The organism is Micromonospora halophytica (genome assembly GCF_900090245.1).
GTDB lineage: Bacteria > Actinomycetota > Actinomycetes > Mycobacteriales > Micromonosporaceae > Micromonospora > Micromonospora halophytica.
In genome coordinates this window covers 1-19891 of record NZ_FMDN01000018.1, presented here as the reverse complement: position 1 = coordinate 19891, position 19891 = coordinate 1, and the positions used below count along the sequence as shown (strand labels likewise).

21 protein-coding genes and 1 pseudogene are annotated in these 19891 nt (G+C 72.4%); 7 read left to right on the top strand and 15 right to left on the bottom strand.

The window, feature by feature from the left end:
- Positions 1–185: 185 nt before the first annotated feature.
- The 10 genes from GA0070560_RS20890 to paaA form a co-directional block, all read right to left on the bottom strand.
- On the bottom strand, positions 186–1460 hold the full coding sequence (locus GA0070560_RS20890) for a geranylgeranyl reductase family protein (RefSeq protein ID WP_091300723.1): 1275 nt from the start codon (positions 1458–1460) through the stop codon (positions 186–188).
- A gap of 171 nt (positions 1461–1631) precedes the next feature.
- Entirely contained in the window at positions 1632–1856 is a 225-nt protein-coding gene (locus GA0070560_RS20885) for a hypothetical protein (protein WP_091300584.1), read from the bottom strand.
- Between the two features lie 79 nt (positions 1857–1935).
- On the bottom strand, positions 1936–2646 hold the full coding sequence (locus GA0070560_RS20880; RefSeq protein WP_091300583.1) for a demethylmenaquinone methyltransferase: 711 nt from the start codon (positions 2644–2646) through the stop codon (positions 1936–1938).
- A gap of 131 nt (positions 2647–2777) precedes the next feature.
- The gene (locus GA0070560_RS20875) at positions 2778–4007 is read right to left on the bottom strand and encodes an LPXTG cell wall anchor domain-containing protein (protein ID WP_091300581.1); all 1230 of its coding nucleotides are present in this window, start codon (positions 4005–4007) and stop codon (positions 2778–2780) included.
- Between the two features lie 535 nt (positions 4008–4542).
- Complete coding sequence (gene mqnC / locus GA0070560_RS20870) at positions 4543–5733, bottom strand: cyclic dehypoxanthinyl futalosine synthase (protein WP_091300579.1); 1191 nt, start codon at positions 5731–5733, stop codon at positions 4543–4545.
- A 402-nt stretch (positions 5734–6135) separates the two neighbouring features.
- The gene (gene paaE, locus GA0070560_RS20865) at positions 6136–7251 is read right to left on the bottom strand and encodes a 1,2-phenylacetyl-CoA epoxidase subunit PaaE (RefSeq protein WP_091300577.1); all 1116 of its coding nucleotides are present in this window, start codon (positions 7249–7251) and stop codon (positions 6136–6138) included.
- A gap of 109 nt (positions 7252–7360) precedes the next feature.
- Positions 7361–7840 (bottom strand): 1,2-phenylacetyl-CoA epoxidase subunit PaaD, encoded by a 480-nt coding sequence (gene paaD, locus GA0070560_RS20860; RefSeq protein WP_091300576.1) that lies wholly within the window; start codon positions 7838–7840, stop codon positions 7361–7363.
- Positions 7837–8562: a 1,2-phenylacetyl-CoA epoxidase subunit PaaC gene (gene paaC, locus GA0070560_RS20855; RefSeq protein WP_091300574.1), complete on the bottom strand. Its 726-nt coding sequence runs from the start codon at positions 8560–8562 to the stop codon at positions 7837–7839. Before paaC ends, paaD begins: the two co-directional genes overlap by 4 nt.
- Positions 8563–8570: 8 nt before the next feature.
- Positions 8571–8858 (bottom strand): 1,2-phenylacetyl-CoA epoxidase subunit PaaB, encoded by a 288-nt coding sequence (paaB, locus tag GA0070560_RS20850; protein WP_091300572.1) that lies wholly within the window; start codon positions 8856–8858, stop codon positions 8571–8573.
- Positions 8855–9922 carry a 1,2-phenylacetyl-CoA epoxidase subunit PaaA gene (paaA, locus tag GA0070560_RS20845; RefSeq protein ID WP_091300570.1) on the bottom strand — a complete coding sequence of 356 codons (1068 nt, stop codon included), beginning with the start codon at positions 9920–9922 and terminating at the stop codon, positions 8855–8857. Before paaA ends, paaB begins: the two co-directional genes overlap by 4 nt.
- A 368-nt stretch (positions 9923–10290) precedes the next feature.
- Here paaA and GA0070560_RS20840 point away from each other — a divergent pair, with 368 nt between their 5' ends.
- Complete coding sequence (locus GA0070560_RS20840; RefSeq protein ID WP_091300568.1) at positions 10291–11268, top strand: hypothetical protein; 978 nt, start codon at positions 10291–10293, stop codon at positions 11266–11268.
- Positions 11268–12206 (top strand): serine hydrolase, encoded by a 939-nt coding sequence (locus GA0070560_RS20835; protein ID WP_091300566.1) that lies wholly within the window; start codon positions 11268–11270, stop codon positions 12204–12206. The genes GA0070560_RS20840 and GA0070560_RS20835 overlap by 1 nt, the downstream gene beginning before the upstream one ends.
- 101 nt (positions 12207–12307) lie before the next feature.
- On the opposite strand, the gene GA0070560_RS20830 is transcribed toward GA0070560_RS20835, so the two are convergent.
- From GA0070560_RS20830 to GA0070560_RS20815, 4 genes are all read right to left on the bottom strand, one after another.
- Positions 12308–13159: a menaquinone biosynthetic enzyme MqnA/MqnD family protein gene (locus GA0070560_RS20830; protein WP_091300564.1), complete on the bottom strand. Its 852-nt coding sequence runs from the start codon at positions 13157–13159 to the stop codon at positions 12308–12310.
- Positions 13084–13857: a winged helix-turn-helix domain-containing protein gene (locus GA0070560_RS20825; protein ID WP_091300561.1), complete on the bottom strand. Its 774-nt coding sequence runs from the start codon at positions 13855–13857 to the stop codon at positions 13084–13086. Before GA0070560_RS20825 ends, GA0070560_RS20830 begins: the two co-directional genes overlap by 76 nt.
- A 62-nt stretch (positions 13858–13919) precedes the next feature.
- Positions 13920–14240 carry a helix-turn-helix domain-containing protein gene (locus GA0070560_RS20820; RefSeq protein ID WP_091300559.1) on the bottom strand — a complete coding sequence of 107 codons (321 nt, stop codon included), beginning with the start codon at positions 14238–14240 and terminating at the stop codon, positions 13920–13922.
- Positions 14237–14608: a type II toxin-antitoxin system RelE/ParE family toxin gene (locus GA0070560_RS20815; protein ID WP_091300558.1), complete on the bottom strand. Its 372-nt coding sequence runs from the start codon at positions 14606–14608 to the stop codon at positions 14237–14239. The genes GA0070560_RS20820 and GA0070560_RS20815 overlap by 4 nt, the downstream gene beginning before the upstream one ends.
- Positions 14609–14829: 221 nt before the next feature.
- On the opposite strand from GA0070560_RS20815, the gene GA0070560_RS20810 reads away from it, so the two are divergent.
- The 5 genes from GA0070560_RS20810 (at position 14830) to GA0070560_RS20795 (ending at position 19577) form a co-directional block, all read left to right on the top strand.
- Entirely contained in the window at positions 14830–16902 is a 2073-nt protein-coding gene (locus GA0070560_RS20810; protein ID WP_091300555.1) for a HelD family protein, read from the top strand.
- Between the two features lie 65 nt (positions 16903–16967).
- Positions 16968–17093 (top strand): twin-arginine translocation signal domain-containing protein, encoded by a 126-nt coding sequence (locus tag GA0070560_RS28835; RefSeq protein WP_170839509.1) that lies wholly within the window; start codon positions 16968–16970, stop codon positions 17091–17093.
- The gene (locus tag GA0070560_RS20805; protein ID WP_091300553.1) at positions 17090–17989 is read left to right on the top strand and encodes an ABC transporter ATP-binding protein; all 900 of its coding nucleotides are present in this window, start codon (positions 17090–17092) and stop codon (positions 17987–17989) included. The genes GA0070560_RS28835 and GA0070560_RS20805 overlap by 4 nt, the downstream gene beginning before the upstream one ends.
- Complete coding sequence (locus GA0070560_RS20800; protein ID WP_091300551.1) at positions 17986–18723, top strand: ABC transporter permease; 738 nt, start codon at positions 17986–17988, stop codon at positions 18721–18723. The genes GA0070560_RS20805 and GA0070560_RS20800 overlap by 4 nt, the downstream gene beginning before the upstream one ends.
- 95 nt (positions 18724–18818) lie before the next feature.
- A complete protein-coding gene (locus GA0070560_RS20795) occupies positions 18819–19577 on the top strand; it encodes a VOC family protein (RefSeq protein ID WP_091300550.1) in 759 nt (252 codons plus the stop codon).
- Positions 19578–19598: 21 nt separating this feature from the next.
- On the opposite strand, the pseudogene GA0070560_RS20790 reads toward GA0070560_RS20795, so the two are convergent.
- Positions 19599–19891, bottom strand: a pseudogene (locus GA0070560_RS20790) (IS982 family transposase); the annotation flags it as partial.

The window sequence follows — 19891 nt, the reverse complement described above, 5'->3', positions numbered from 1 at the left end:
TTCTCCTGCTCGTCCTTCCCCTGCCCCTGGTGCTTGGCGAAATCACACTATTCACGTCCCCCGTGACGGCCGCCAGCGGGGTCTGTCTCGGTCCGGCCGGGGCCGGCGTTGGCTCCGGGCGTGGTCGACTACACGGTGCCCGCTTTCGTTTCGCGACCGCGGGGCTCGCAAGCTCACTCCTCGCACTACACGGCTGGCGCCGCCTTCGTCATCGCGTTGATGACCCGGTCCATCGCGTCCCCGCCGCGCGGGTCGGTCAGGTTCGCCAGCAGCTTGAGCACGAAGCGCATCAGCGTGGGGTGCGGCATGCCGTGCTTCGTGGCCATCCGCATGACCTCCGGGCGGCCGATCAGCTTCACGAAGATCCCGCCGAGCCGGTAGTAGCCGCCGAAGCGGGCCTTCAGCTCCTGCGGGTACGCCATCAGCGCCCGCTCCCGGTCGGCCCCGGCCGGTCGGGCGAGCGCCTGCACCGCGATCTCGGCGGCCAGTTCGCCGGACTCCATCGCGTACGCGATGCCCTCGCCGTTGAACGGGTTCACCATGCCGCCGGAGTCGCCGACCAGCATCACCCCGCGGGTGTAGTGCGGGACCCGGTTGAAGCCCATCGGCAGCGCCGCGCCGAGGATCGGCCCCTCGGCGTTCGTCTCGTCGGTCATCCCCCAGTCCTCGGGGGTGTTGGCCAGCCAGTCGGTGAGCAGCCGCCGGTAGTTGGTCTTGCCGAAGGCGGAGGAGGAGTTGAGGATGCCGAGGCCGACGTTGACCCGGCCGTCGCCGAGCCCGAAGATCCAGCCGTACCCGGGCAGCAGCGCGTCGCTGCCCTTGCCGCGCAGTTCGAGCCACGACTCCAGGTAGTCGTCGTCGTGCTTGGCGGGCGAGCGGTAGTAGCGCCGGACGGCCACGCCGATCGGCCGGTCCTCCCGCTTGGCCAGCCCGAGGGCGAGCGGGAAGCGGCCGGAGACGCCGTCCGCGGCGACCACCAACGGGGCGTGGAAGCTGACCGGCTCCTTCTCCGGGCCGGCCTCGGCCTGCACGCCGATCACCCGGTCGTCGGCGTCGAGCACCGGGCCCATGACGTTCACGCCGGTGCGCAGCTTCGCGCCGGCGGCGACCGCGCGCTGGGCGAGCAGGTCGTCGAAGTCCAGCCGGGTACGGACCAGGCCGTAGTTGGGGAAGCTGGCCAGGTCGGGCCAGTCCAGTTCGAGGCGTACCCCGCCGCCGATCACCCGCAGGCCCTTGTTGTGCAGCCAGCCGGCCTCGGGCGAGGTGTCCACGCCCATCCGGACGAGCTGCCGCACGGCGCGGGGGGTGAGCCCGTCTCCGCAGACCTTCTCCCGGGGAAACTCGGTCTTCTCCAGCAGCAGCACGCGTACGCCGTGCCGCGCCAGGTGGTACGCCGTCGCCGATCCTCCGGGACCGGCGCCCACGACGATCACGTCGGCGTCGTTCTCCACCGCGGTCATCTGCGCCTCCTCCCGCATGCTCGTGAAATGCTTCACAAGCCCGATCGGGTTGGAGTCTATGACCGGTGCCTCACCCCCGCCGGGTGAGGGGTACCTAACTTGCCGGAAACACGCCGGTCGGCGTCCCCTTCGGCGTCGGCGGCGGTTCCGTTCGGCGGCGTCGAGGCAGTGTCAGTGGCGGGCCGGGGCGGTGGCGTCCAGGCCGGCGTCGACCCGGATCGTGTCGGGCAGGTGCTCGCGCAGCGCCCCGCCGGCGGCGCGGTCCAGCGCGGTCAGCACCTCGGCGACCACCTGACGGACGTCGGCGGGATCCGCGCCGGCCAGCTCCTTGAGCTGCGCGACGAGTTCGGCGGCGTCGTCGTCGGTCGCCGCGTCCAGCTGCTCCGGTCCCGTCATGCAGGGCAGCTTACGGGGCAAAGCCGACCGAAAACGCACATTCACGAAATCGGCGGCGGAAGGCCGCCGGAGCCGTGACTCAGTCGCGGACCGCCCGGTGCAGCGCCGCAAGGCCGCCGGTCAGGTTCCGCCACGCCACCTTGCCCCAGCCCGCCGCCTGGATGCGCTGCGCCAGCGCGGCCTGGTCCGGCCACGCCCGGATCGACTCGATCAGGTACACGTACGCGTCCGGGTTGCTGGAGACCACCTGCGCCGCCGTCGGCAGCCACCGCATCAGGTACGACAGGTAGGCCGTGCGGAACACCGGGTTGGTGGGATGACTCAGCTCACAGACCACCAGCCGCCCCCCGGGCCGGGTGACCCGGGCGAACTCCCGCAGCGCCGCCTCCGTGTCCACCACGTTGCGCAGCGCGAACGAGATGGTCACCGTGTCGAAGACGCCGTCGGCGAAGGGCAGCCGCAGCGCGTCACCGGCGAGCAGCGGCACCTCGGGGCGGGTCCGCTTGCCGGCGTGCAGCATGCCCAGCGACAGGTCAGCGCCGACCGCCCAGGCCCCGGACCGGGCCAGTTCCTCGGTGGAGACCCCGGTGCCCGCGCCGACGTCGAGCACCCGTTCGCCGGGGCGCAGGCCGAGCGCCTCCCGGGTGGCCCGGCGCCACGCCCGGTCCCGGCCGGCCGTCATCACCGTGTTGGTCAGGTCGTAGCGGGCCGCCACGCCGTCGAACATCGCGGCGACCTCGTGCGGCTGCTTGTCCAGACTGGCGCGCTGGCCCTGCGGGGTACGGCTCACCCCTCCACTCTGCCAGCCGCCCTCCGGCCCTCGGCCGGAGGGGCGTACCGGCCGGGGCCGACGGCGGCGACGGCCGGCAGGTACGCGAAAGGGCGGGGTGGTCACCCACCCCGCCCTCGGCACGCGACGGATCAGCTGTCGGACTTCTCGTCGCCCGGGGTCACCAGGACGACCTTGCGACGGCGGGAGAGCACCACCAGCGCGCCACCGGCGAGCAGCACCGCGCCGCCGATCCCACCGATCAGGCCGGCCTGCACACCGGTCACCGGCAGGCCGCCGTCACCGGAACCGCCACCGTTGCCGCCACCCGAGGTCGGGGTCGCGGTCGGCTGGCCGGTCGGGGTGGGCTCACCGGTCGGGGTCGGCGAGGGCGCCGGGCTCAGGTCGACGAAGACGTCGAACTGGGCGATGTTGTCGACCGGGTCGGTCTCGGTGAACGCCTTGCGCTGCAGGGAGGTGGCGGCCTTCGGCTCCTCCTCCGGCTGGCCCTCGGCGGCGTCCAGGCCGGTGGCGAAGAGGAAGCCGGGGCGGAGCACCTTCTCGGTGGCGTCCGCGTCGACCTTCACCCGCACCTCGGCGGCGTAGAACTCGCCCGGCCGCAGCACCGCACCGTCGTCCTGGCAGTACGCCTGGGCGAGCCCGCCCAGTTCCTGCTCGACGCAGCCCTCGGGGAGCTGGGCGAAGGTGACGTCCGCCGGCAGGGTGATGTGGTACGCGATACCGGTGGCCTTGCGGCTGCCGCCGTTGTAGACCGCCCAGTCCAGCGGGGCGGTCTGGCCCGGCCGGACCGGGGTCAGGTTCGCCTCGCCGGCCTCGTCGCCGTCGACGACCACGTCCGCGTACACGTCCTGCACCCAGGTGGTGAGGTCGTAGCCGGGCTTGGCGACGGTGATGTCGTGCCTGACCTTGTTGTTCTTCGGGTCGGGGTCGGCGGTGGCCGCGCTGATGGCCACCACCAGCTTGCCGGCGTCGCCGCGCCGGCCGGTGGAGAAGAGCGGGATGCCGAAGTCCTCGGTGGTGCCGCCGGCCAGGTCGCCGAGGAGGCAGCTGAAGCGGGTGCCGTCGACCTCGCAGCCCTCCGGCACGACCACGCCGACCTTGCGGTCCTTGAGGCCCTTGGTCTCGACGGTGACCCGGACGTCCTTGGCGTCGACCGTGCCGGTGGTGTTGCGGACCTGGAACTTGAACGGCTTGGCCTTGGCTTCCTTGACGCCCTTGGCCAACTCGTAGCTGAGCGGGATCAGCTGGAGGTCGGCCTGGTCGGCCGCCTGCGCCGGAGTGGCGACGGTGGCGAGGCCGGCCGCCGCGAGCAGGGCCACGGCACCGGCGCGGGCCAGGGCCGAGCGGTGGAGCAGAGTCATCGATCCCCCGGGGATTAGGGACAGTGGGAATGGGTTGCGGACCGAGCGGACGGTATCGGAGATCGACGCGGGCACGCCAGCACCGTGCCGCGTCTCCCGACCGTCCCGTCCGGACGGATGACACAGTGGGGGCGGGATGGTGGCACCACCCCGCCCCCACTGCCGTGCGTTATATGTGAACGGCCCTCATGGGCCGATGGAGGACACGCCTCGTTTGTCGGCTAGCACCTCCCCCACCTGCGCGAACAGGCGTCGAAAGGTACGCGGGCCGCACGTTAGCGCCCCCTCGTCGGCCCCGCCAGCCCCCGCGCCGGTCGCCACCGGACCGGACTCCCGGCGCCACCCCGGAGATTGTCGGGATTGACAGGTCTTGTGCCGGGCACGCCGGCCGACCGGTCCTCCGAACGGTCGGCAGGAATGCCGTCCCGACGGCTCCGATCAGGACTTTCGGTCGGTCACCCGGACGCGGGCGGCCGGTCACCCGGCGTGGCCGGGAGGCCGCCGCCACCTGGCCGAAGGGCGGCGGGCCCGCCCGTCAGCGGGCGTCGACCAGCGGCAACTGCCGCCCGGCGCCGCCACCCGGCATGGCGATCGAGGAGAAGTGCGACACCACCCGCTCGTCGGTCGGGTCGTCGGCCGGCGTGTGGTGCACGGCGAGCCGGCGGTAGAGGGTGTCCCGCTGGGCGGGGATCCGCCCCGCCGAACGGATCATGCCGATCAGCTCGTGCAGGTTGGAACGGTGCCGGGCGCCGGCCGAGGAGATGACGTTTTCCTCCAGCATGATCGAGCCCAGGTCGTCCACGCCCATGTGCAGCGCGAGCTGGCCGACGTCCTTGCCGGTGGTCAGCCAGGACGCCTGCAGGTGCGGCACCGTCTCGAAGAAGAGCCGGGCCACCGCGACCAGGCGCAGGTACTCCAGGGTGGTGGCCTGGGTACGGCCCTTGAGGTGGTTGTTCTCCGGCTGGTAGGTCCACGGGATGAAGGCCCGGAAGCCGCCGGTCCGGTCCTGCACGTCGCGGATCATCCGCAGGTGCTCGATCCGCTCGGCGTTGGTCTCGCCGGTGCCCATCATCATGGTGGCGGTCGACTCCAGGCCCTGCCGGTGCGCCAGCTCCATGACCTCCAGCCAGCGCGCGCCCGACTCCTTCAGCGGCGCGATCGCCTTGCGGGGCCGCTCCGGCAGCATCTCCGCGCCGGCGCCGGCGATCGAGTCGAGGCCGGCCGCCTTGATCCGGGCGATGGCCTCGTCCAGGCTCACTCCGGAGACCTTGGCCATGTGCAGGATCTCGCTCGGCCCGATGGAGTGGATGGCGAGCTGCGGGTACGCCTTCTTGACCGAGGAGAAGAGCTCCTCGTAGTACTCCACCCCGTAGTCCGGGTGGTGGCCGCCCTGGAGCATGACCTGGGTGGCGCCCAGCTCGACCGCCTCGCCGCAGCGGCGCAGGATCTCCTCGGTCGGGTGGGTCCAGCCCTCCTTGTGCTTGGGGGCCCGGTAGAACGCGCAGAACTTGCACGCCGTCACGCAGACGTTCGTGTAGTTGATGTTGCGGTCGATCAGGTAGGTGACGACGTTGTCCGGGTAGCGCCGCCGGCGGACCGCGTCCGCCGCCTCACCCAGGGCGTGGAAGGGCGCCTCGGTGTAGAGCAGCAGGGCCTCCTCGGGCGTGATCCGCCCGCCGTCCGCGCCGCACTGCAGGATGTCGTCGATCTCCCGGCTCACCGTCACGCCTTTGAGGGTACGTCGCCCGCTCCGGCCCGGCGACGAGCGGCCACCCCGATGTGACCTCGACAGCCGAACCCGGACCACTCGCCACGCACCGTCACCACCCGGCCAACCCCACCCCCGCACGCCGCCCCCTTTGCTCTGCACCCACGGACGCGACAGACACGCTCGGTAGCGCGTCACCGCCCCAGCGCCCGAGAGCCGGGACGAAGAAGGGCAGCTCACCGGCGTGGCGCGTATCCAGGTGCAGAGCAAAGCGACACAGCCGCACCGTCGACCTCACCACGGACATGACGCTCAGTACAGAAGTTCGGACCCGCGGAACGAGGTCACGCCGGGTAGCCGCCCCGACCGCCTGACGCCGCCGGTGGGGCCACCCGGCGCCTCGGTCCGCGCCACCGCCCGTCAGGCGTCGTAGTCGACGGTGAGCGTGTCGGTGGTCGGGCTGGACTGGCAGGTGAGCACGTACCCCGCCGCCACCTCGTCCGGCTCCAGCGCGTAGTTGCGGGCCATCGTCACCGCACCCGAGACGACCTTGGCCTTGCAGGTCGAGCAGACCCCGCCCTTGCAGGCGTACGGCAGCTCGCCACGGACCTTCAGCGCGGCGTCCAGCACCCGCTCGGCACGCCCCATGGTAAAACGCGACGAGCGACCGTCCAGCACGATCGTCACCTCGGTGCCGGCACCCGGCTCGTCGGCGGGCCGGCGCACCGGCTCGGGCGGAGCGTCGACGTGGAACAGTTCCGCGTGCACCGCCGACTCGGGCACCCCGCGCCCGGCCAGCACCGCCTTCGCGTCCACCACCATCCCGTACGGGCCGCAGAGGAACCACTCCTCGATCGCGTCGCCGGGAACGATCGTGTCCAGCAGCCGGGTCAGCCGGTCGGCGTCGATCCGCCCCGACAGCAACGGCGACTCGCCCGGCTCCCGGGAGAGCACGTGCACCAGGTGCAGCCGGGTCGGGTAACGGTCCTTCAGGTCGGCCAACTCCTCGGCGAACATCACCGTGTTGGCCGTGCGGTTGCCGTACACCAGGGTGAAGGTGCTGGCCGGCTCGACGGCCAGGGCCGTCGCGACCAGCGCGAGCACCGGGGTGATGCCGGAGCCGGCGACCACCGCGCCGTAGCGGCGGACCCGCTGCGGCGCGAACGCCGTGGTGAAGTGCCCGAGCGGGGGCAGCACCTCGACGGTGTCGCCGCCACGCAGGGCCCCGCAGGCGTACGCGGAGAAGGCGCCACCCGGGACCTCCCGCACCCCGATCCGCAGCCGGCCGTGCCGGGCCAGTTCGTCCGGCGTCGAGCAGATCGAGTACGACCGCCGCACGTCCTCGCCACCGCCGGCGGCGCCGGGACGACGCACGGTCAGGTGCTGTCCGGCGGAGAACGCGAAGGTCTCCCGCAGCTCCTCCGGCACGGCGAAGGTGATCGCCACGGCGTCGTCGGTGAGCCGGTCGACGGCGGCGACGTGCAGCGGGTGGAAGACCGGCCGGCGGCGGACCGGGCGGGTGATGGTGACAGTCACAGGAGCCTCCGTCTGAACCCGGCTGGTGTTGATCGCGTAAGACTTGATCGTTCGCTGTGCGACCGAGCGGCGTGAGCCAGGAATCCCGGCCCTTCGGTGCCGGGAGCAGTCAAAGCGCCTTCAGGTGGTCGAAGGGTTCCCGGCAGGAGCGGCACCGCCAGAGCGCCTTGCAGGCGGTGGAGCCGAATCGGCTGACCTGCTCGGTCTCCGGGGAGCCGCAGCGCGGACAGCGTACGGCGAGGGTCAGCGGCACCACGGTGCCGCCGCGCGGCGCGGGGGCGGGCGGGGCGATGCCGGCGGCGGCGAGCTTCGCCCGACCCGCCTCGGTGATCCAGTCGGTGCTCCAGGCGGGGCTGTACACCGTGCGGACCTCGGCGTCCGGGTGGCCGGCGGCGGCGAGCGCCCGGCGGATGTCGGCGCGGATCACGTCCATCGCCGGGCAGCCGGTGTAGGTGGGGGTGATGGTGACGACGACCCGGCCGCTGGCCGGATCCTCCTCCACCGCCCGCAGGATGCCCAGCTCGTCGATGGTGATGACCCGGATCTCCGGATCCACCACCGACGCCGCCGCCTCCCTCGGGTCACTCACCAGCGTGCTCCGGGGTGGGCCCGGTGCAGCACCTGCATCTCCGCCAGCAGGTACGACAACTCCTCGGTGTGCACGCCCTCCCGGCCGCCGGCCGGCGCCCAGCCGCCCTCCGGCCGGGTGAGGCCGGCCTCGTCGAGCACGGCGGACACGGTGGCGTCGAAGTCGGCCCGAAGGGTGGCCGGGTCGACCGGCGCCGCCGGGTCCGCCGTGAACAGCTCGTGGTGGTACGGCCAGAGCTGCTCCAGCGCGGCCTGGGTGCGGCGGTGCGACTCCTCGGTGCCGTCGCCGAGCCGCTTCACCCACAGCGAGGCGTGGTCCAGGTGGTACGCGGACTCCTTGCGCGCCTTCGCGCCGATCGCGGCCAACCGCTCGTCGGCACAGCCGGCCAGCGCGGTGTAGAGCGGCACCTGGTACGCGGCCAGCAGCAGCAGCTTCACCATCGTCACCGCGAAGTCGCCGTTCGGCAGCTCCACCAGCAGGCAGTTGCGGAACTCCCGGTCGTCGCGCAGGTACGCCAGCGCGTCCTCGTCCCGCCCGGCGCCCTCCAGTTCGCCCGCGTAGGTCAGCAGCAGGCGGGCCGCGCCGAGCTGGTCGAGGGCGATGTTGGCCAGCGCGATGTCCTCCTCCATCTCCGGCGCGTGGGAGGTCCACTCGGCCAGCCGCTGCGCCGCGATCAACGCGTCGTCGCCGATGGCGAGGGTGAAGTCGAAGGGGCCGTTCACAGGGCTGCTCACAGGTGGGCCACCCCGTCCGGCACCTCGTAGAAGGTGGGGTGGCGGTAGACCTTGTCCGCCGCCGGGTCGAAGAAGGCGTCCTTCTCGTCGGGGCTGGACGCGGTGATGGCGCCCGCCGGCACCACCCAGATCGACACCCCCTCCTGGCGGCGGGTGTACAGGTCCCGGGCGTTGCGCAGGGCCAGTTCGGCGTCGGGGGCGTGCAGGCTGCCGACGTGGGTGTGCGACAGCCCGCGCCGGGCCCGCACGAAGACCTCCCAGAGCGGCGTGGATTCCTGGCTCATGCGGCGATCTTCTCCTTCTGCCTCTCCGCCTGCTTGGCGGCGTACGCCGCGGCGGCCTCGCGTACCCAGGCGCCCTCGTCGTGGGCCCGCCTACGGTGCTCCATCCGCTGCCGGTTGCACGGCCCGTCGCCCTTGATCACCCGCATCAGCTCGTCGTAGTCGGGCTGGGTGTAGTCGTACGCCTGCCGCTCGTCGTTCCAGCGCAGGTCCGCATCGGGCAGGGTGAGGCCGAGGATCTCGGCCTGCTGCACACACATGTCGACGAAGCGCTGGCGCAGCTCGTCGTTGGAGAACCGCTTGATCTTCCAGGCCATCGACTGGGCGGAGTGGGTCGAGTCGCCGTCCGGCGGGCCGAACATCGCCAGTGACGGGTACCACCAGCGGTCGATCGCGTCCTGGGCCATCGCCTTCTGCGCCGGGGTGCCGTGCGACAGCGTGTGCAGGATCTCGTAGCCCTGCCGCTGGTGGAACGACTCCTCCTTGCAGACCCGGATCATGGCCCGCGCGTACGGCCCGTAGGAGCAGCGGCAGAGCGGCACCTGGTTGACGATGGCCGCGCCGTCCACCAGCCAGCCGATCGCGCCGACGTCGGCCCAGGTCAACGTCGGGTAGTTGAAGATCGAGCTGTACTTCTGCCGGCCACTGATCAGCAGCTCGACCAGCTCGTCCCGGCTGATGCCGAGGGTCTCGGCGGCGGCGTAGAGGTAGAGGCCGTGGCCGGCCTCGTCCTGCACCTTGGCCAGCAGGATCGCCTTGCGCTTGAGCGAAGGGGCGCGGCTGATCCAGTTCCCCTCGGGCTGCATGCCGATGATCTCGGAGTGCGCGTGCTGGGCGATCTGCCGGATCAGCGTCCTGCGGTACGCCTCCGGCATCCAGTCGCGCGGCTCGATCTTCTGATCGGCGTCGATGACGTCGGCGAAGTACGCCTCGAGGTCCTCGCCTGGCTCCGGCGCGCCGCGCCGCCCCCGCGCCGCCGCCTCGCGCAGCGCCGCCTCGGCCGCCTCGACCTGGCCGAGCAGGCCGCCGCCCGGAGCGTCCTCCGCGGCGAAGTCGTTGCCATACATGAGCCAAGTGTTACAGCTCGCCCCCAATGACACCAGGGGGTGTAACAGGATTCCGAGAACGCCCTTCGTTACCCGGAAGCCGCTCCGGGCTGGCACCAGGAGAGGGGCGATGCTATGACTTGCGTCACTTGTTGAAGATGAATCCTCTCAAGCCGTGCATACCGGCTCTTTGCTCCGGCTTTACAGCAATTTGCCGAGCGTCGGATCTGGCGTGTCGCTTATCCGAACGTAGACTTCCCCCCGTCACACCGATCGGCTGCTGACGATCGCCACGAAGACGACGGCCACCCATCCCCCGGCCGCGGCGGTCGAGCCGACCCATGCGAACAGCCGGTCCCCCCGGCCTGACATCTGGAGTCCACCCACTCATGCGATCCCGCGTGATCATGGTGCTCGCCGTAATGGCGGTTCTGCTCGGCGCCGGCCTCCTGGTGCCCGCCGCGTACGCACGCCTGTCCGACAGTGGCGGCGTCGGTGGCGGCGCCGCGGAGCTGGTCCCCGCCCCCGCGCCCACCGAGCCCCCGGCCCCGACCCTGGCCGCCGGCCCGGTCTCGGTGAACTTCAAGGGCGAGTTCTTCGGCTGGGCCCTGATGGACCGGGAGACCGACAAGATCGCCGGCTCGAAGAACATGGCCTCGACCAGCTCCACCGAGTCGATGCTCAAGGCGTGGATCGTCTCGGACTACCTGCGCCAGCTCGGCGACAAGGAGCCGACGGCGGCGTTGAAGAAGGCCGCCAGCACCGCCATCCGGGACAGCGACGACAGCGGGGCGAACAAGGTCTTCGCCGCCGCCGGCGGCACGTACCGGCCGGAACCGAACGGACAGCCGGACCCGGTGATCCAGCGGGCCATCAAGATCTGCGGTCTCACCGACACCAAGCGCGGCAACGTGCCCTCCTACGAGGGCTGGTGGAGCTTCACCCGGATGTCGCCGCGCGACGCCGTCCGGCTGGGCGACTGCATCGCCGACGGCAGGGCCGCCGGCCCGAAGTGGACCAGGTGGGTGCTGGACGAGATGGCCAAGGTGCGCGGCAGCGTCACCCAGCAGCAGGCGCGCTCCGGCGGCGGCAAGTGGGGCATCGTGGACGGCCTGCCCGCCGAGATCAGGGCACAGGGTCCGGTCAGCATCAAGAACGGCTGGACCGCGCTCGCGTACGACGGCAACTGGCACGTGAACTGTCTTGCCGTCACCGACAAGTGGAGCCTCGCCGTGATGTTGCGCTACCCGCAGTCGCAGAAGCTGACGTACGGCGCGAAGGTCTGCGCCGGCGTCGCGACCCAGCTCGTCACGCCACAGCCCGGCGCGGCTCTCAAGGTCCCGCAGCAGCCGGTCGGGAAGCTCTGATGGCCCGCAGCAGGCGCAGCCGGCGCGACCACGCCCCGCTGCAGTTCGCCGCCGTCACCGCGATCCTGATCGGCCTGGTGCTGGTCTCGTTGCGGCTGCTGCCCGGTTCGCCGCTGGCCTCGGCCGCCGCCTCACGCTGGGGCGAGCCGTCCACGCCCGGGCGGTCCACGAATGCGCCCTCCGACCGCAGCGACCGACCGAAGGCGAACCCCGTCCCGAGCCCGTCGCTCGAGCCGCTGCCGTTCCGCGACCAGCAGGTCGACCTCGACCTGAAGGGCTGGTACGCCTGGAGCGTCCAGGACACCCGGACCGGCGAGATCTTCGGCTCGGAGAACATGGCCGAGACCAGCACCACCGCCTCGCTGATCAAGTCCTGGATCGTCGCCGACTACCTGCGCCGGACGGCCGAGGGCGGGAAGACCCCGAGCGACGCCAAGCTCGCCGACGCCACCCGGATCATCCGGGACAGCGACAACACCCGGGCCGAGCAGTTCTACAACTCCATCGGGCGGTCCGCCGCGATCAAGCGGATGGTCTCCATCTGCAAGATGACCGACAGCAGCCCGGCCGCCGACGGCGGCTGGAGCCGGACGAACCTGTCCCCCCGGGACACCACCCGCCTCGGCGCGTGCATCGCCGACGGCCGGGCCGCGGGCCCGAAGTGGACCAAGTGGCTGATCAACGAGATGCGGCTGGTTCGCGGCGCGGGCGACTTCGGCATCCGCAAGGCGTTCCCGGCCGCCGAGCGCAAGACCATCGCGATCAAGAACGGCTGGGTCGACCGGACCCGCGAGCAGGAGATGCACATCAACTGCCTGGCCATCGGCGACGGCTGGACGATGGGCGTGATGGTCCGTTACCCGATCGGCATGGGCTACGAGTACGGCATGAAGAACTGCCAGAAGATCACCGAGGCGGTGCTCGGCAAGGACGTCTGAGTCGGCCCCCGCCGGGCCGTTTCGCCGATGTGGCGGTGTTCCCGGGTCCGGGACACCGCCACATCGGCGTCCCGGCAGCGGTCGGCCGCAGGATGCCGGGGTCAGCCGGCGAAGAACTCCGGCCCGCTGTCGGGCAGCGGCGGGGCCTCGCCGGCCACCGCGGCCCGCCGGGCGAACTCACGCAACCCGGCCACCTGCCGCCCGCCCAGCGAGAAGTCGAGGGTACGGAAGTACGTCGCCAGCGTCGCCGCGTCGAACGGCTCCCAGCGGGCCGCCGCCTCGGCGACCTGGTCCAGCTCCGCCAGGCACAGGTCACGGGAGCGCAGGAACGCCTCGTGCACCTCCTTGACCATGCCCGGGTGGGCGGCGGCGAAGTCGCGGCGTACCGCCCAGACGGCGAAGACCATCGGGAGCCCGGTCCAGTCCCGCCAGGCCTGCCCGAGGTCGGTGACCTCAAGCCCTCGGCGGGGCGCCTCGTGCAGCGCGCGCAGCGCCACGTCGCCGATGAGCACCCCGGCGTCGGCCTCCAGCAGCATCTGGGTCAGATCGGGCGGGCAGCGGAAGTACTCGGGACGCACGCCGTACCGCTCGGCGAGCAGCAACTGGGCGAGGAGCACACCGGTGCGGGAGGTGGAGCCGAGGGCGACCCGCGCGCCGTCCAGCTCGGCCAGCGGCCGGGTGGAGACCACGTTGACCGAGAGCACCGGCCCGTCGCTGCCGACCGCCAGGTCCGGCAGGAGCAGCAGCTCGTCGGCGTGCCGCAGGTACTCAACGTGCGAGATGGGCCCGATGTCCAGGTCACCGGCGACCAGCGCGGCGCTGAGCCGGTCCGGTGAGTCCTTGTGCAGGTCGACGTCGAGCAGCGCGCCGGAACGCATCAGCCCCCAGTAGATCGGCAGACAGTTGAGGAACTGGATGTGTCCGACCCTGGGGCGGGCGACTTGCTCAGCCATGACCCGACCGTATCCCCGGGCGTCGCGACCTGCTCACCGGGCCGGCTCGGAAGTGGCCAACTCCCCAGCACCGACCTCGTCCGGGGCCGCCTCCGCAGCGGCGGTCGCCGCGCGCTCGGCGCGTACCGCGCGGTCCGGTACTGGACGGCGACCTTCCGGGCCCCCGCCGGCGGATCGGCCCGCAGCCGCTTCCGGTACGGCTCCAGCAGTGCCTGGACCTGCTCGTTCAGCCCCGCCAACTCCTCGGCGGTGAGCAACAGGACCGAGTCGCTGAACCAGGCGGCCTCGTACCACTCGCGCGGCTCGTCCGCGGCACGCCGGATCCAGTCCCGGGCCCGCTGGCCGTCCCGGGCCAGGTGGGCGTCGACCAGGGCCAGTTCGGCGGCGCGGGTCTCCGAGTCGGCGTCCTGCCCGCTGTCGATGTAGTAGGACGGGCTGACCGCCCGCCAGACCCGCTCCCGGGCGTCGCCCCGGCTCGGGGCCTCCTCGATCAACCCGAACTTCGCCAGCTCGCGGAGGTGGTAGCTGGTCGCGCTCGGGCTGAGCCCGGCGATCTCGGCACACTCGGTGGCGGTCGCACCGTCCTCCGTCGCGCTCAGGTGTTCCATGATCGCCATGCGGGCCGGGTGGGCCAGGGCCCGCATCACCTGCGGGTCGCTGATCGTCACCCGGCCCGGTTCGGGGCGTGCCTCACTCATTCCCGCATGACCCCTTCCTTGGCGGGGAAGTCGACCACGAGGCCAGGGTCAGCACCACCGACTCAGGCGACTTTGAGCTGTTCGTCGCCGAAGTCAGCGATCAGCTTTAGCGTGCCACCCAAGGCTGCAATGTAGCGGGCCAGCACCTCCTGGGTCGCCACCTTGCCAGCCTCGATCTGCGACACCCGGGCCACCGACACCCCCATCCGTGATGCGACCTGCTCCTGGGTCATCTCGCGCCGCTTGCGCAACTCGGCGAGACGCCAACCGCGGGCCTCATCGAGCATCTCGCCGACCGCAGCCTCGAACGCGCGCTCCCCACCGGCCGTATCCACCGCCCGGTCCAGGTGGGTGGTGTCCCGCCACCGCTTGACCCCACTCATCGGATCTCCTCCTCGCGCTCCTTGAGGTACGTGTCGTAGAACTGCTCCGCCTCCGGGATGGCCTCCCGGTACCACCTCTTCCACTGTCCGGACTTGTCCCCTGCGACGAGCAGGACCGCAGAGCGCCAAGGGTCGAAGACGAAGAGAACCCTGATCTCCGTACGCCCAGCGGACGGGGGCCTAAGCTCCTTGAGGTTGCTGAGACGGGAGGCGGTGATGCTGTCGACGAGGGGCCGCCCCTCGGCGGGTCCGTTACGTTCCAGCACCAGGATGGCCTGGTTGACGAGACGATGAGACTCGCGGTCGGCAGCGAAGAGGGCGTCCAGGAACTCCTCGACCTGACCCGTCATGAGGATCTCCCACTCCATTTCCCCACCTCCACCTTAATAATATTGTTTAGTTCAGTGTCGCGTCGTCAAGTCGCGCCGCGAGTCGTATTCGGTGGCGCGCCGCACCGGGCTTCCGTATCGTGGATGGCCGCTTGACGGCCGCGGTGAGCAAGCACCGCAGCGGACGTCCCCGCGCCGGGAGCAGGCCAACCGCCCCGGACACGCGAGCGAGCATCATGTTGAGCCCCGGGAGTTCACCTGTGCCCGCCACCGAACTTGACCCCGCCACGACCACGCTCGACGCCGACCTCGCCGCCGAACGCGAACACCTGACCGCGTCCCGCGCCGCCCTGCGCCGGATGCGCGAGCGCGCCGAGGCGCTCTTCGCCACCGGCGACAAGGTGGCCGGCGACGCCTACACCGCCGAACAGCTCGGCCGGCACCTGGCCCGGCGGGTCGCCGAACTCGCCGACGACCCCACCACCCCGCTCTTCTTCGGCCGGCTCGACTTCGGTCGGCACGGCGGCGCGCAGCACGCCGACCACGCCGGCCGCGAGTACCACGTCGGCCGCCGGCACGTCACCGACGAGCAGGGCGAACCGCTGGTGCTGGACTGGCGCGCCCCGGTCTCCCGGTCGTTCTACCGGGCCAGCGCCCGCGACCCGCAGGGCGTCGCGGTACGGCGTCGCTTCGGGTTCAGCAACGGCGTGCTGACCAGCTTCGAGGACGAACACCTGGACCGGGGTGAGGAGCTGGGCACGACGAGCCGCATCCTCACCGCCGAGATCGAGCGGCCCCGCGTCGGCCCGATGCGGGACATCGTCGCCACCATCCAGCCCGAGCAGGACGAACTGGTCCGGGCCGGCCTGGCCGACTCGATCTGCGTGCAGGGCGCGCCGGGCACCGGCAAGACCGCGGTCGGGCTGCACCGGGCCGCGTACCTGCTCTACCTGCACCGGGAACGGCTACGCCGCTCGGGCGTGCTGATCGTCGGGCCGAACCGGGCCTTCCTGTCGTACATCGCGGCGGTGCTGCCGGCGCTCGGCGAGGTCGAGGTCGAGCAGGCCACGGTGGAGGACCTGGTCGCCCGGGTGCCGGTGCGGGCCGTCGACGACCCCACGGTGGCCGCCCTCAAGCACGACGTACGGATGGCCGAGGTGCTGCGCCGGGCCGTCGACGCCCACATCGGCACACCCACCGAGCCGATCATGGTGCCGGACGGCTCGTTCCGCTGGCGGATCGGCCTCGAACCGCTGCACCGGCTGGTCGAGGAGACCCGCCGGGAGGGCCTGCCCTACGCCACCGGCCGGGAGCGGATCCGGGCCCGGGTGGTCGGCCTGTTGCAACGGCAGTCCGAGGCACGCCGGGCCGAGTCGCCCAGCGACGCCTGGCTGCGCCGGACGGGCAAGGCGAAACCGGTCACCACCTTCCTGGACGCGGTGTGGCCGGCGCTGACCCCGGAGGGCCTGCTGCACCGGCTCCTCTCCGACGCCGACGCCCTCGCGACGGCGGCCGACGGCCTGCTCACCGCCGACGAGCAGGCGCTGCTGTCGGCCACGGCGGGCAACGGCACGAAACTCGGCCGTACCCCGAAGGCGACGAGGTGGACCGCCGCCGACGCGGTGCTGATCGACGAGGCCGCCGGACTGCTCGAACGTCCCGCTGGCTACGGGCACGTGGTCGTCGACGAGGCGCAGGACCTCTCCCCCCTGCAGTGCCGGGCCATCGCCCGGCGCAGCGAGCACGGCTCGATCACACTCCTCGGCGACCTGGCCCAGGGCACCGCCCCCTGGGCCGCCACCGACTGGCGGGAGTCCCTGGCCCACCTGGGCAAGCCGGACGCGGCGGTGGTGCCACTCAGCGTCGGCTTCCGGGTGCCCGCCGTGGTGGTCGCGTTCGCGAACCGCCTGCTGCCGGCGCTCGCCGTCGACGTGCCCCCGGCCGAGTCGCTGCGCCGCGACGGCGCGCTGGACGTGCGTACCGTGACCGACCTGACGGCGGCGACGGTGGCCGAGGTACGGGCGGCGCTCGCGCACGACGGCTCGGTCGGTGTGATCGCCGCCGACGACGCGGTGGACGGGCTCCGCGCGGCGCTGGCGGCCGCCGGGGTGCAGACCGCGACCGCCGACGACCTCGACACCGTGGCGCGGGTCACCGTGGTCCCGGCGACCCTGGTCAAGGGCCTGGAGTACGACCACGTGGTGGTCGTCGAACCGGCCGCGATCGTGGCCGCCGAGCCGCGTGGCCTGCACCGCCTCTACGTGGTGCTGACCCGGGCGGTCTCCCGGCTCGCCGTGCTGCACGCCGCGCCGCTGCCCGCCCCACTGGGCTGACCGGCCCTGGCCGGGGTTGCGGGGACCGGCGAGGATGGACACCGACCATCCACGAGGAGTTCGACATGCCACTGTCCCGACGGGACCTCCTGACGGCCGGGGCCGGTGCCGCGCCGGCGGTAGCGTCCCCGCTGGCCGGCACACCGACACCGGCCGACGACCAGCCGCACACCGCTGAGCGGCAGCGGTGATCCTCGCCCGGGCCGACCAGGTCACCCGCCGCTACGGCGACGTGCTCGCCCTCGACGGCGTCGACCTGGCGGTCCGCGCCGGTGAACTGGTCGGCCTGCTCGGGCCGAACGGCGCCGGCAAGAGCACCCTGATCAATCTGCTGGTCGGGCTGCGCCGCCCCACCGCCGGCCGGGTGGAACTCTTCGGCGGCGACCCCCGCGACCCGGCGTCCCGGCGGCAGCTCGGGGTCACCCCGCAGGAGACCGGCCTGCCCGGCACCCTCCGCGTCGGCGAGGTGGTCGACTTCGTCGCCGCGCACTACTCCGACCCGGTGCCGAAGGCGGAACTGCTCGACCGTTTCGGCCTCACCGAACAGGTGAAACGGCAGTCCGGCGGGCTGTCCGGCGGGCAGCGCCGCCGGCTCGCCGTCGCGCTCGCCTTCCTCGGCCGACCCCGCCTGGTCGTCCTCGACGAGCCGACCACCGGGCTGGACGTGGAGGCGCGGCACACCCTCTGGGAGCAGATCCGGGCGTTCCACGCCCAGGGCGGCACCGTGCTGCTGAGCAGCCACTACCTGGAGGAGGTGGAGGCGCTGGCGCAGCGGGTGGTGGTGATGGGCCGGGGTCGGGTGCTCGCCGACGACACCGTCGGGGCGGTGCGCGACATCGTCGGCGTACGCCGGGTCAGCCTGGTCGCCGACACGCTGCCCCCGCTGCCCGGCGTGGTCAACACCGCCCACGCCGACGGGCGTACCCACCTGCTCACCACGGACGCCGACCAGCTCGTCCGCGACCTGGTCGCCGCCGGGGTGGCCTTCCGCGACCTGGAGGTCCGCCCCACCTCGCTGGAGGAGGCGTTCCTCGCCATCACCGCCGACGACCGGCCGGCGGCCAACGTACCGGAGGTGACCCGGTGACGCTCGCCTTGGTCCACGCCCGCTACCAGCTGCTGGAGATCGTCCGGATCCCGGTAGCGGTGTTCGGCAGCGCCTTCTTCCCCGCCGCCGCGATGCTCTTCTTCGTGGTGCCGTTCGCCGGGGACGACCGGGTCGGCGCCACGTACGCCACCGCCGCGATGGTCACCTTCTCGGTGCTCACCGCCAACATCTTCCAGTACGGCGTGGGCGTCGCCGAGGACCGCGACCAGCCCTGGAACCCGTACACCCGGACCCTGCCGGCGGGCCCGGCGCCCCGGCTGGCCGGCCGGATCCTCGCCGGCCTGGTGCTGACGTACGTGTCGATGCTGCCGGTGGTGGTGATCGCGGCGGTGGCCACCGCCGCCCGGGTCACCCCGGCGCAGTTCCTGCTGGCCCTCGCCACGGTCGCGGTGATCTCGGTGCCGTTCACCCTGATGGGGCTCGCCATCGGCTACTCGCTGCCGAGCAAGGCGGCGATCGTCGTCGCGCAGATCGTCTTCTTCCCGCTCGCCTTCGGCGGCGGCCTGCTCTCCGGCCCGGACGACGCGCCCGGCTTCATCAAGGCGATCGCCCCCTACCTGCCCACCCGGGGCGCGGTGGAGCTGATGTGGGCGGCGTCCACCGACTGGCGGCCGGACCCTCGCGCGCTGGTCTCGCTCGTCGTCTGGGTGGCGGTGCTCGCGGCGCTCGCGGCGTGGGCGTACCGGCGGGACGAGGGTCGCCGGTTCAGCTGACGTTTCGCCCCGTTCCGGCCCGTTCGGGGGCCGACCGGTGCCACGATGCGGGCAGGGCGTCCGGCCGGGCCGCCCACCGGAGGAGAGGGGTCACCGTGAGCGGCGTCGAGCCCGGCACGCCCTGCTGGGCCGATCTGGCCACCCCCGACCTGACGGCCGCCCGGCGCTTCTACCCCCAGCTCTTCGGCTGGACCGGCCGGGTGTCCCGCCAGCCGGAGGCGGGCGGGTACACCACCTTCCTGAAGGACGGGCGGGCGGTGGCCGGTGCCGGACCGCCGGCCACCCCGGACCAGGTGCCGATCTGGTCCACGTACGTGGCCACCGACGACGCCGACCTGGCGGCCACCCGGGTCGAGGCGGCGGGCGGGCAGGTGCTGGTCGCGCCCTTCGACGTCTTCGACCAGGGGCGGATGGCGGTCTTCGCCGATCCCGCCGGCGCGACGTTCAGCGTCTGGCAGCCGATGGCGATGCACGGTGCGGAACTGTTCAACGCCCCCGGGGCGATGAGCTGGAACGAGCTGGTCACCCCCGACCCGGACGGCGCGAAGCTCTTCTACGAGCTGGTCTTCGGCTGGCACCCGGAGGACGAGCCGACGGGACCGGTCACCTGCACCGGCTGGCGGTGCGGGGCGCGGATCGTGGCCGGGATGACGCCGCCGCTGGAGGAACTGCCGGCGGACCTGCCCGCGTACTGGTCGGTCCACTTCGCGGTGGCGGACACCGACGCCGCCGCCGCGCGCGCCGCCGAACTCGGTGGCACCATCCTGGTCCCGCCCCACGACGTCCCGCAGGGCCGCCTCGCCGCCCTCCGCGACCCCCAGGGCGCCCTCTTCTCCATCACCACCCTCCCCTAGACGAGTAAGTCCTAATCCTGGTCAGTGGTCGTAGGCGATCAAGGACCTGGTCAGGGGTTGTCCGGTGGTCCGGTTGTGCCAGATGGCGGCGGTCATGGCCAGGAGCCGTTGTGCGACGCGGGCGGCGACGCCTTCGATGCTGCGGCCGCCGTGTAGCTCGAGGTCGAGCTGGCCCTTGAGGGTGTCGTTGACCGATTCGATGAGTTGCCGGATCGGCTTGAGCAGGTGCTCGCCGGGGCGTGGGGTGCGGTTGCGGTAGGACGGTCGCAGCAGCCGCACTCCACGCTCGGCCAGCCAGCGGTCCAGTTCACCGG

What these genes read in the sequence shown, in the direction of transcription:
- GA0070560_RS20890 (WP_091300723.1), bottom strand. Translation starts at nt 1,460, where the DNA reads ATGACCGCGGTGGAGAACGACGCCGACGTGATCGTCGTGGGCGCCGGT.
- GA0070560_RS20885 (WP_091300584.1), bottom strand. Translation starts at nt 1,856, where the DNA reads ATGACGGGACCGGAGCAGCTGGACGCGGCGACCGACGACGACGCCGCC.
- GA0070560_RS20875 (WP_091300581.1), bottom strand. Translation starts at nt 4,007, where the DNA reads ATGACTCTGCTCCACCGCTCGGCCCTGGCCCGCGCCGGTGCCGTGGCC.
- paaB (WP_091300572.1), bottom strand. Translation starts at nt 8,858, where the DNA reads ATGAGCCAGGAATCCACGCCGCTCTGGGAGGTCTTCGTGCGGGCCCGG.
- paaA (WP_091300570.1), bottom strand. Translation starts at nt 9,922, where the DNA reads ATGTATGGCAACGACTTCGCCGCGGAGGACGCTCCGGGCGGCGGCCTG.
- GA0070560_RS20840 (WP_091300568.1), top strand. Translation starts at nt 10,291, where the DNA reads ATGCGATCCCGCGTGATCATGGTGCTCGCCGTAATGGCGGTTCTGCTC.
- GA0070560_RS20835 (WP_091300566.1), top strand. Translation starts at nt 11,268, where the DNA reads ATGGCCCGCAGCAGGCGCAGCCGGCGCGACCACGCCCCGCTGCAGTTC.
- GA0070560_RS20830 (WP_091300564.1), bottom strand. Translation starts at nt 13,159, where the DNA reads ATGGCTGAGCAAGTCGCCCGCCCCAGGGTCGGACACATCCAGTTCCTC.
- GA0070560_RS20825 (WP_091300561.1), bottom strand. Translation starts at nt 13,857, where the DNA reads ATGAGTGAGGCACGCCCCGAACCGGGCCGGGTGACGATCAGCGACCCG.
- GA0070560_RS20820 (WP_091300559.1), bottom strand. Translation starts at nt 14,240, where the DNA reads ATGAGTGGGGTCAAGCGGTGGCGGGACACCACCCACCTGGACCGGGCG.
- GA0070560_RS20815 (WP_091300558.1), bottom strand. Translation starts at nt 14,608, where the DNA reads ATGGAGTGGGAGATCCTCATGACGGGTCAGGTCGAGGAGTTCCTGGAC.
- GA0070560_RS28835 (WP_170839509.1), top strand. Translation starts at nt 16,968, where the DNA reads ATGCCACTGTCCCGACGGGACCTCCTGACGGCCGGGGCCGGTGCCGCG.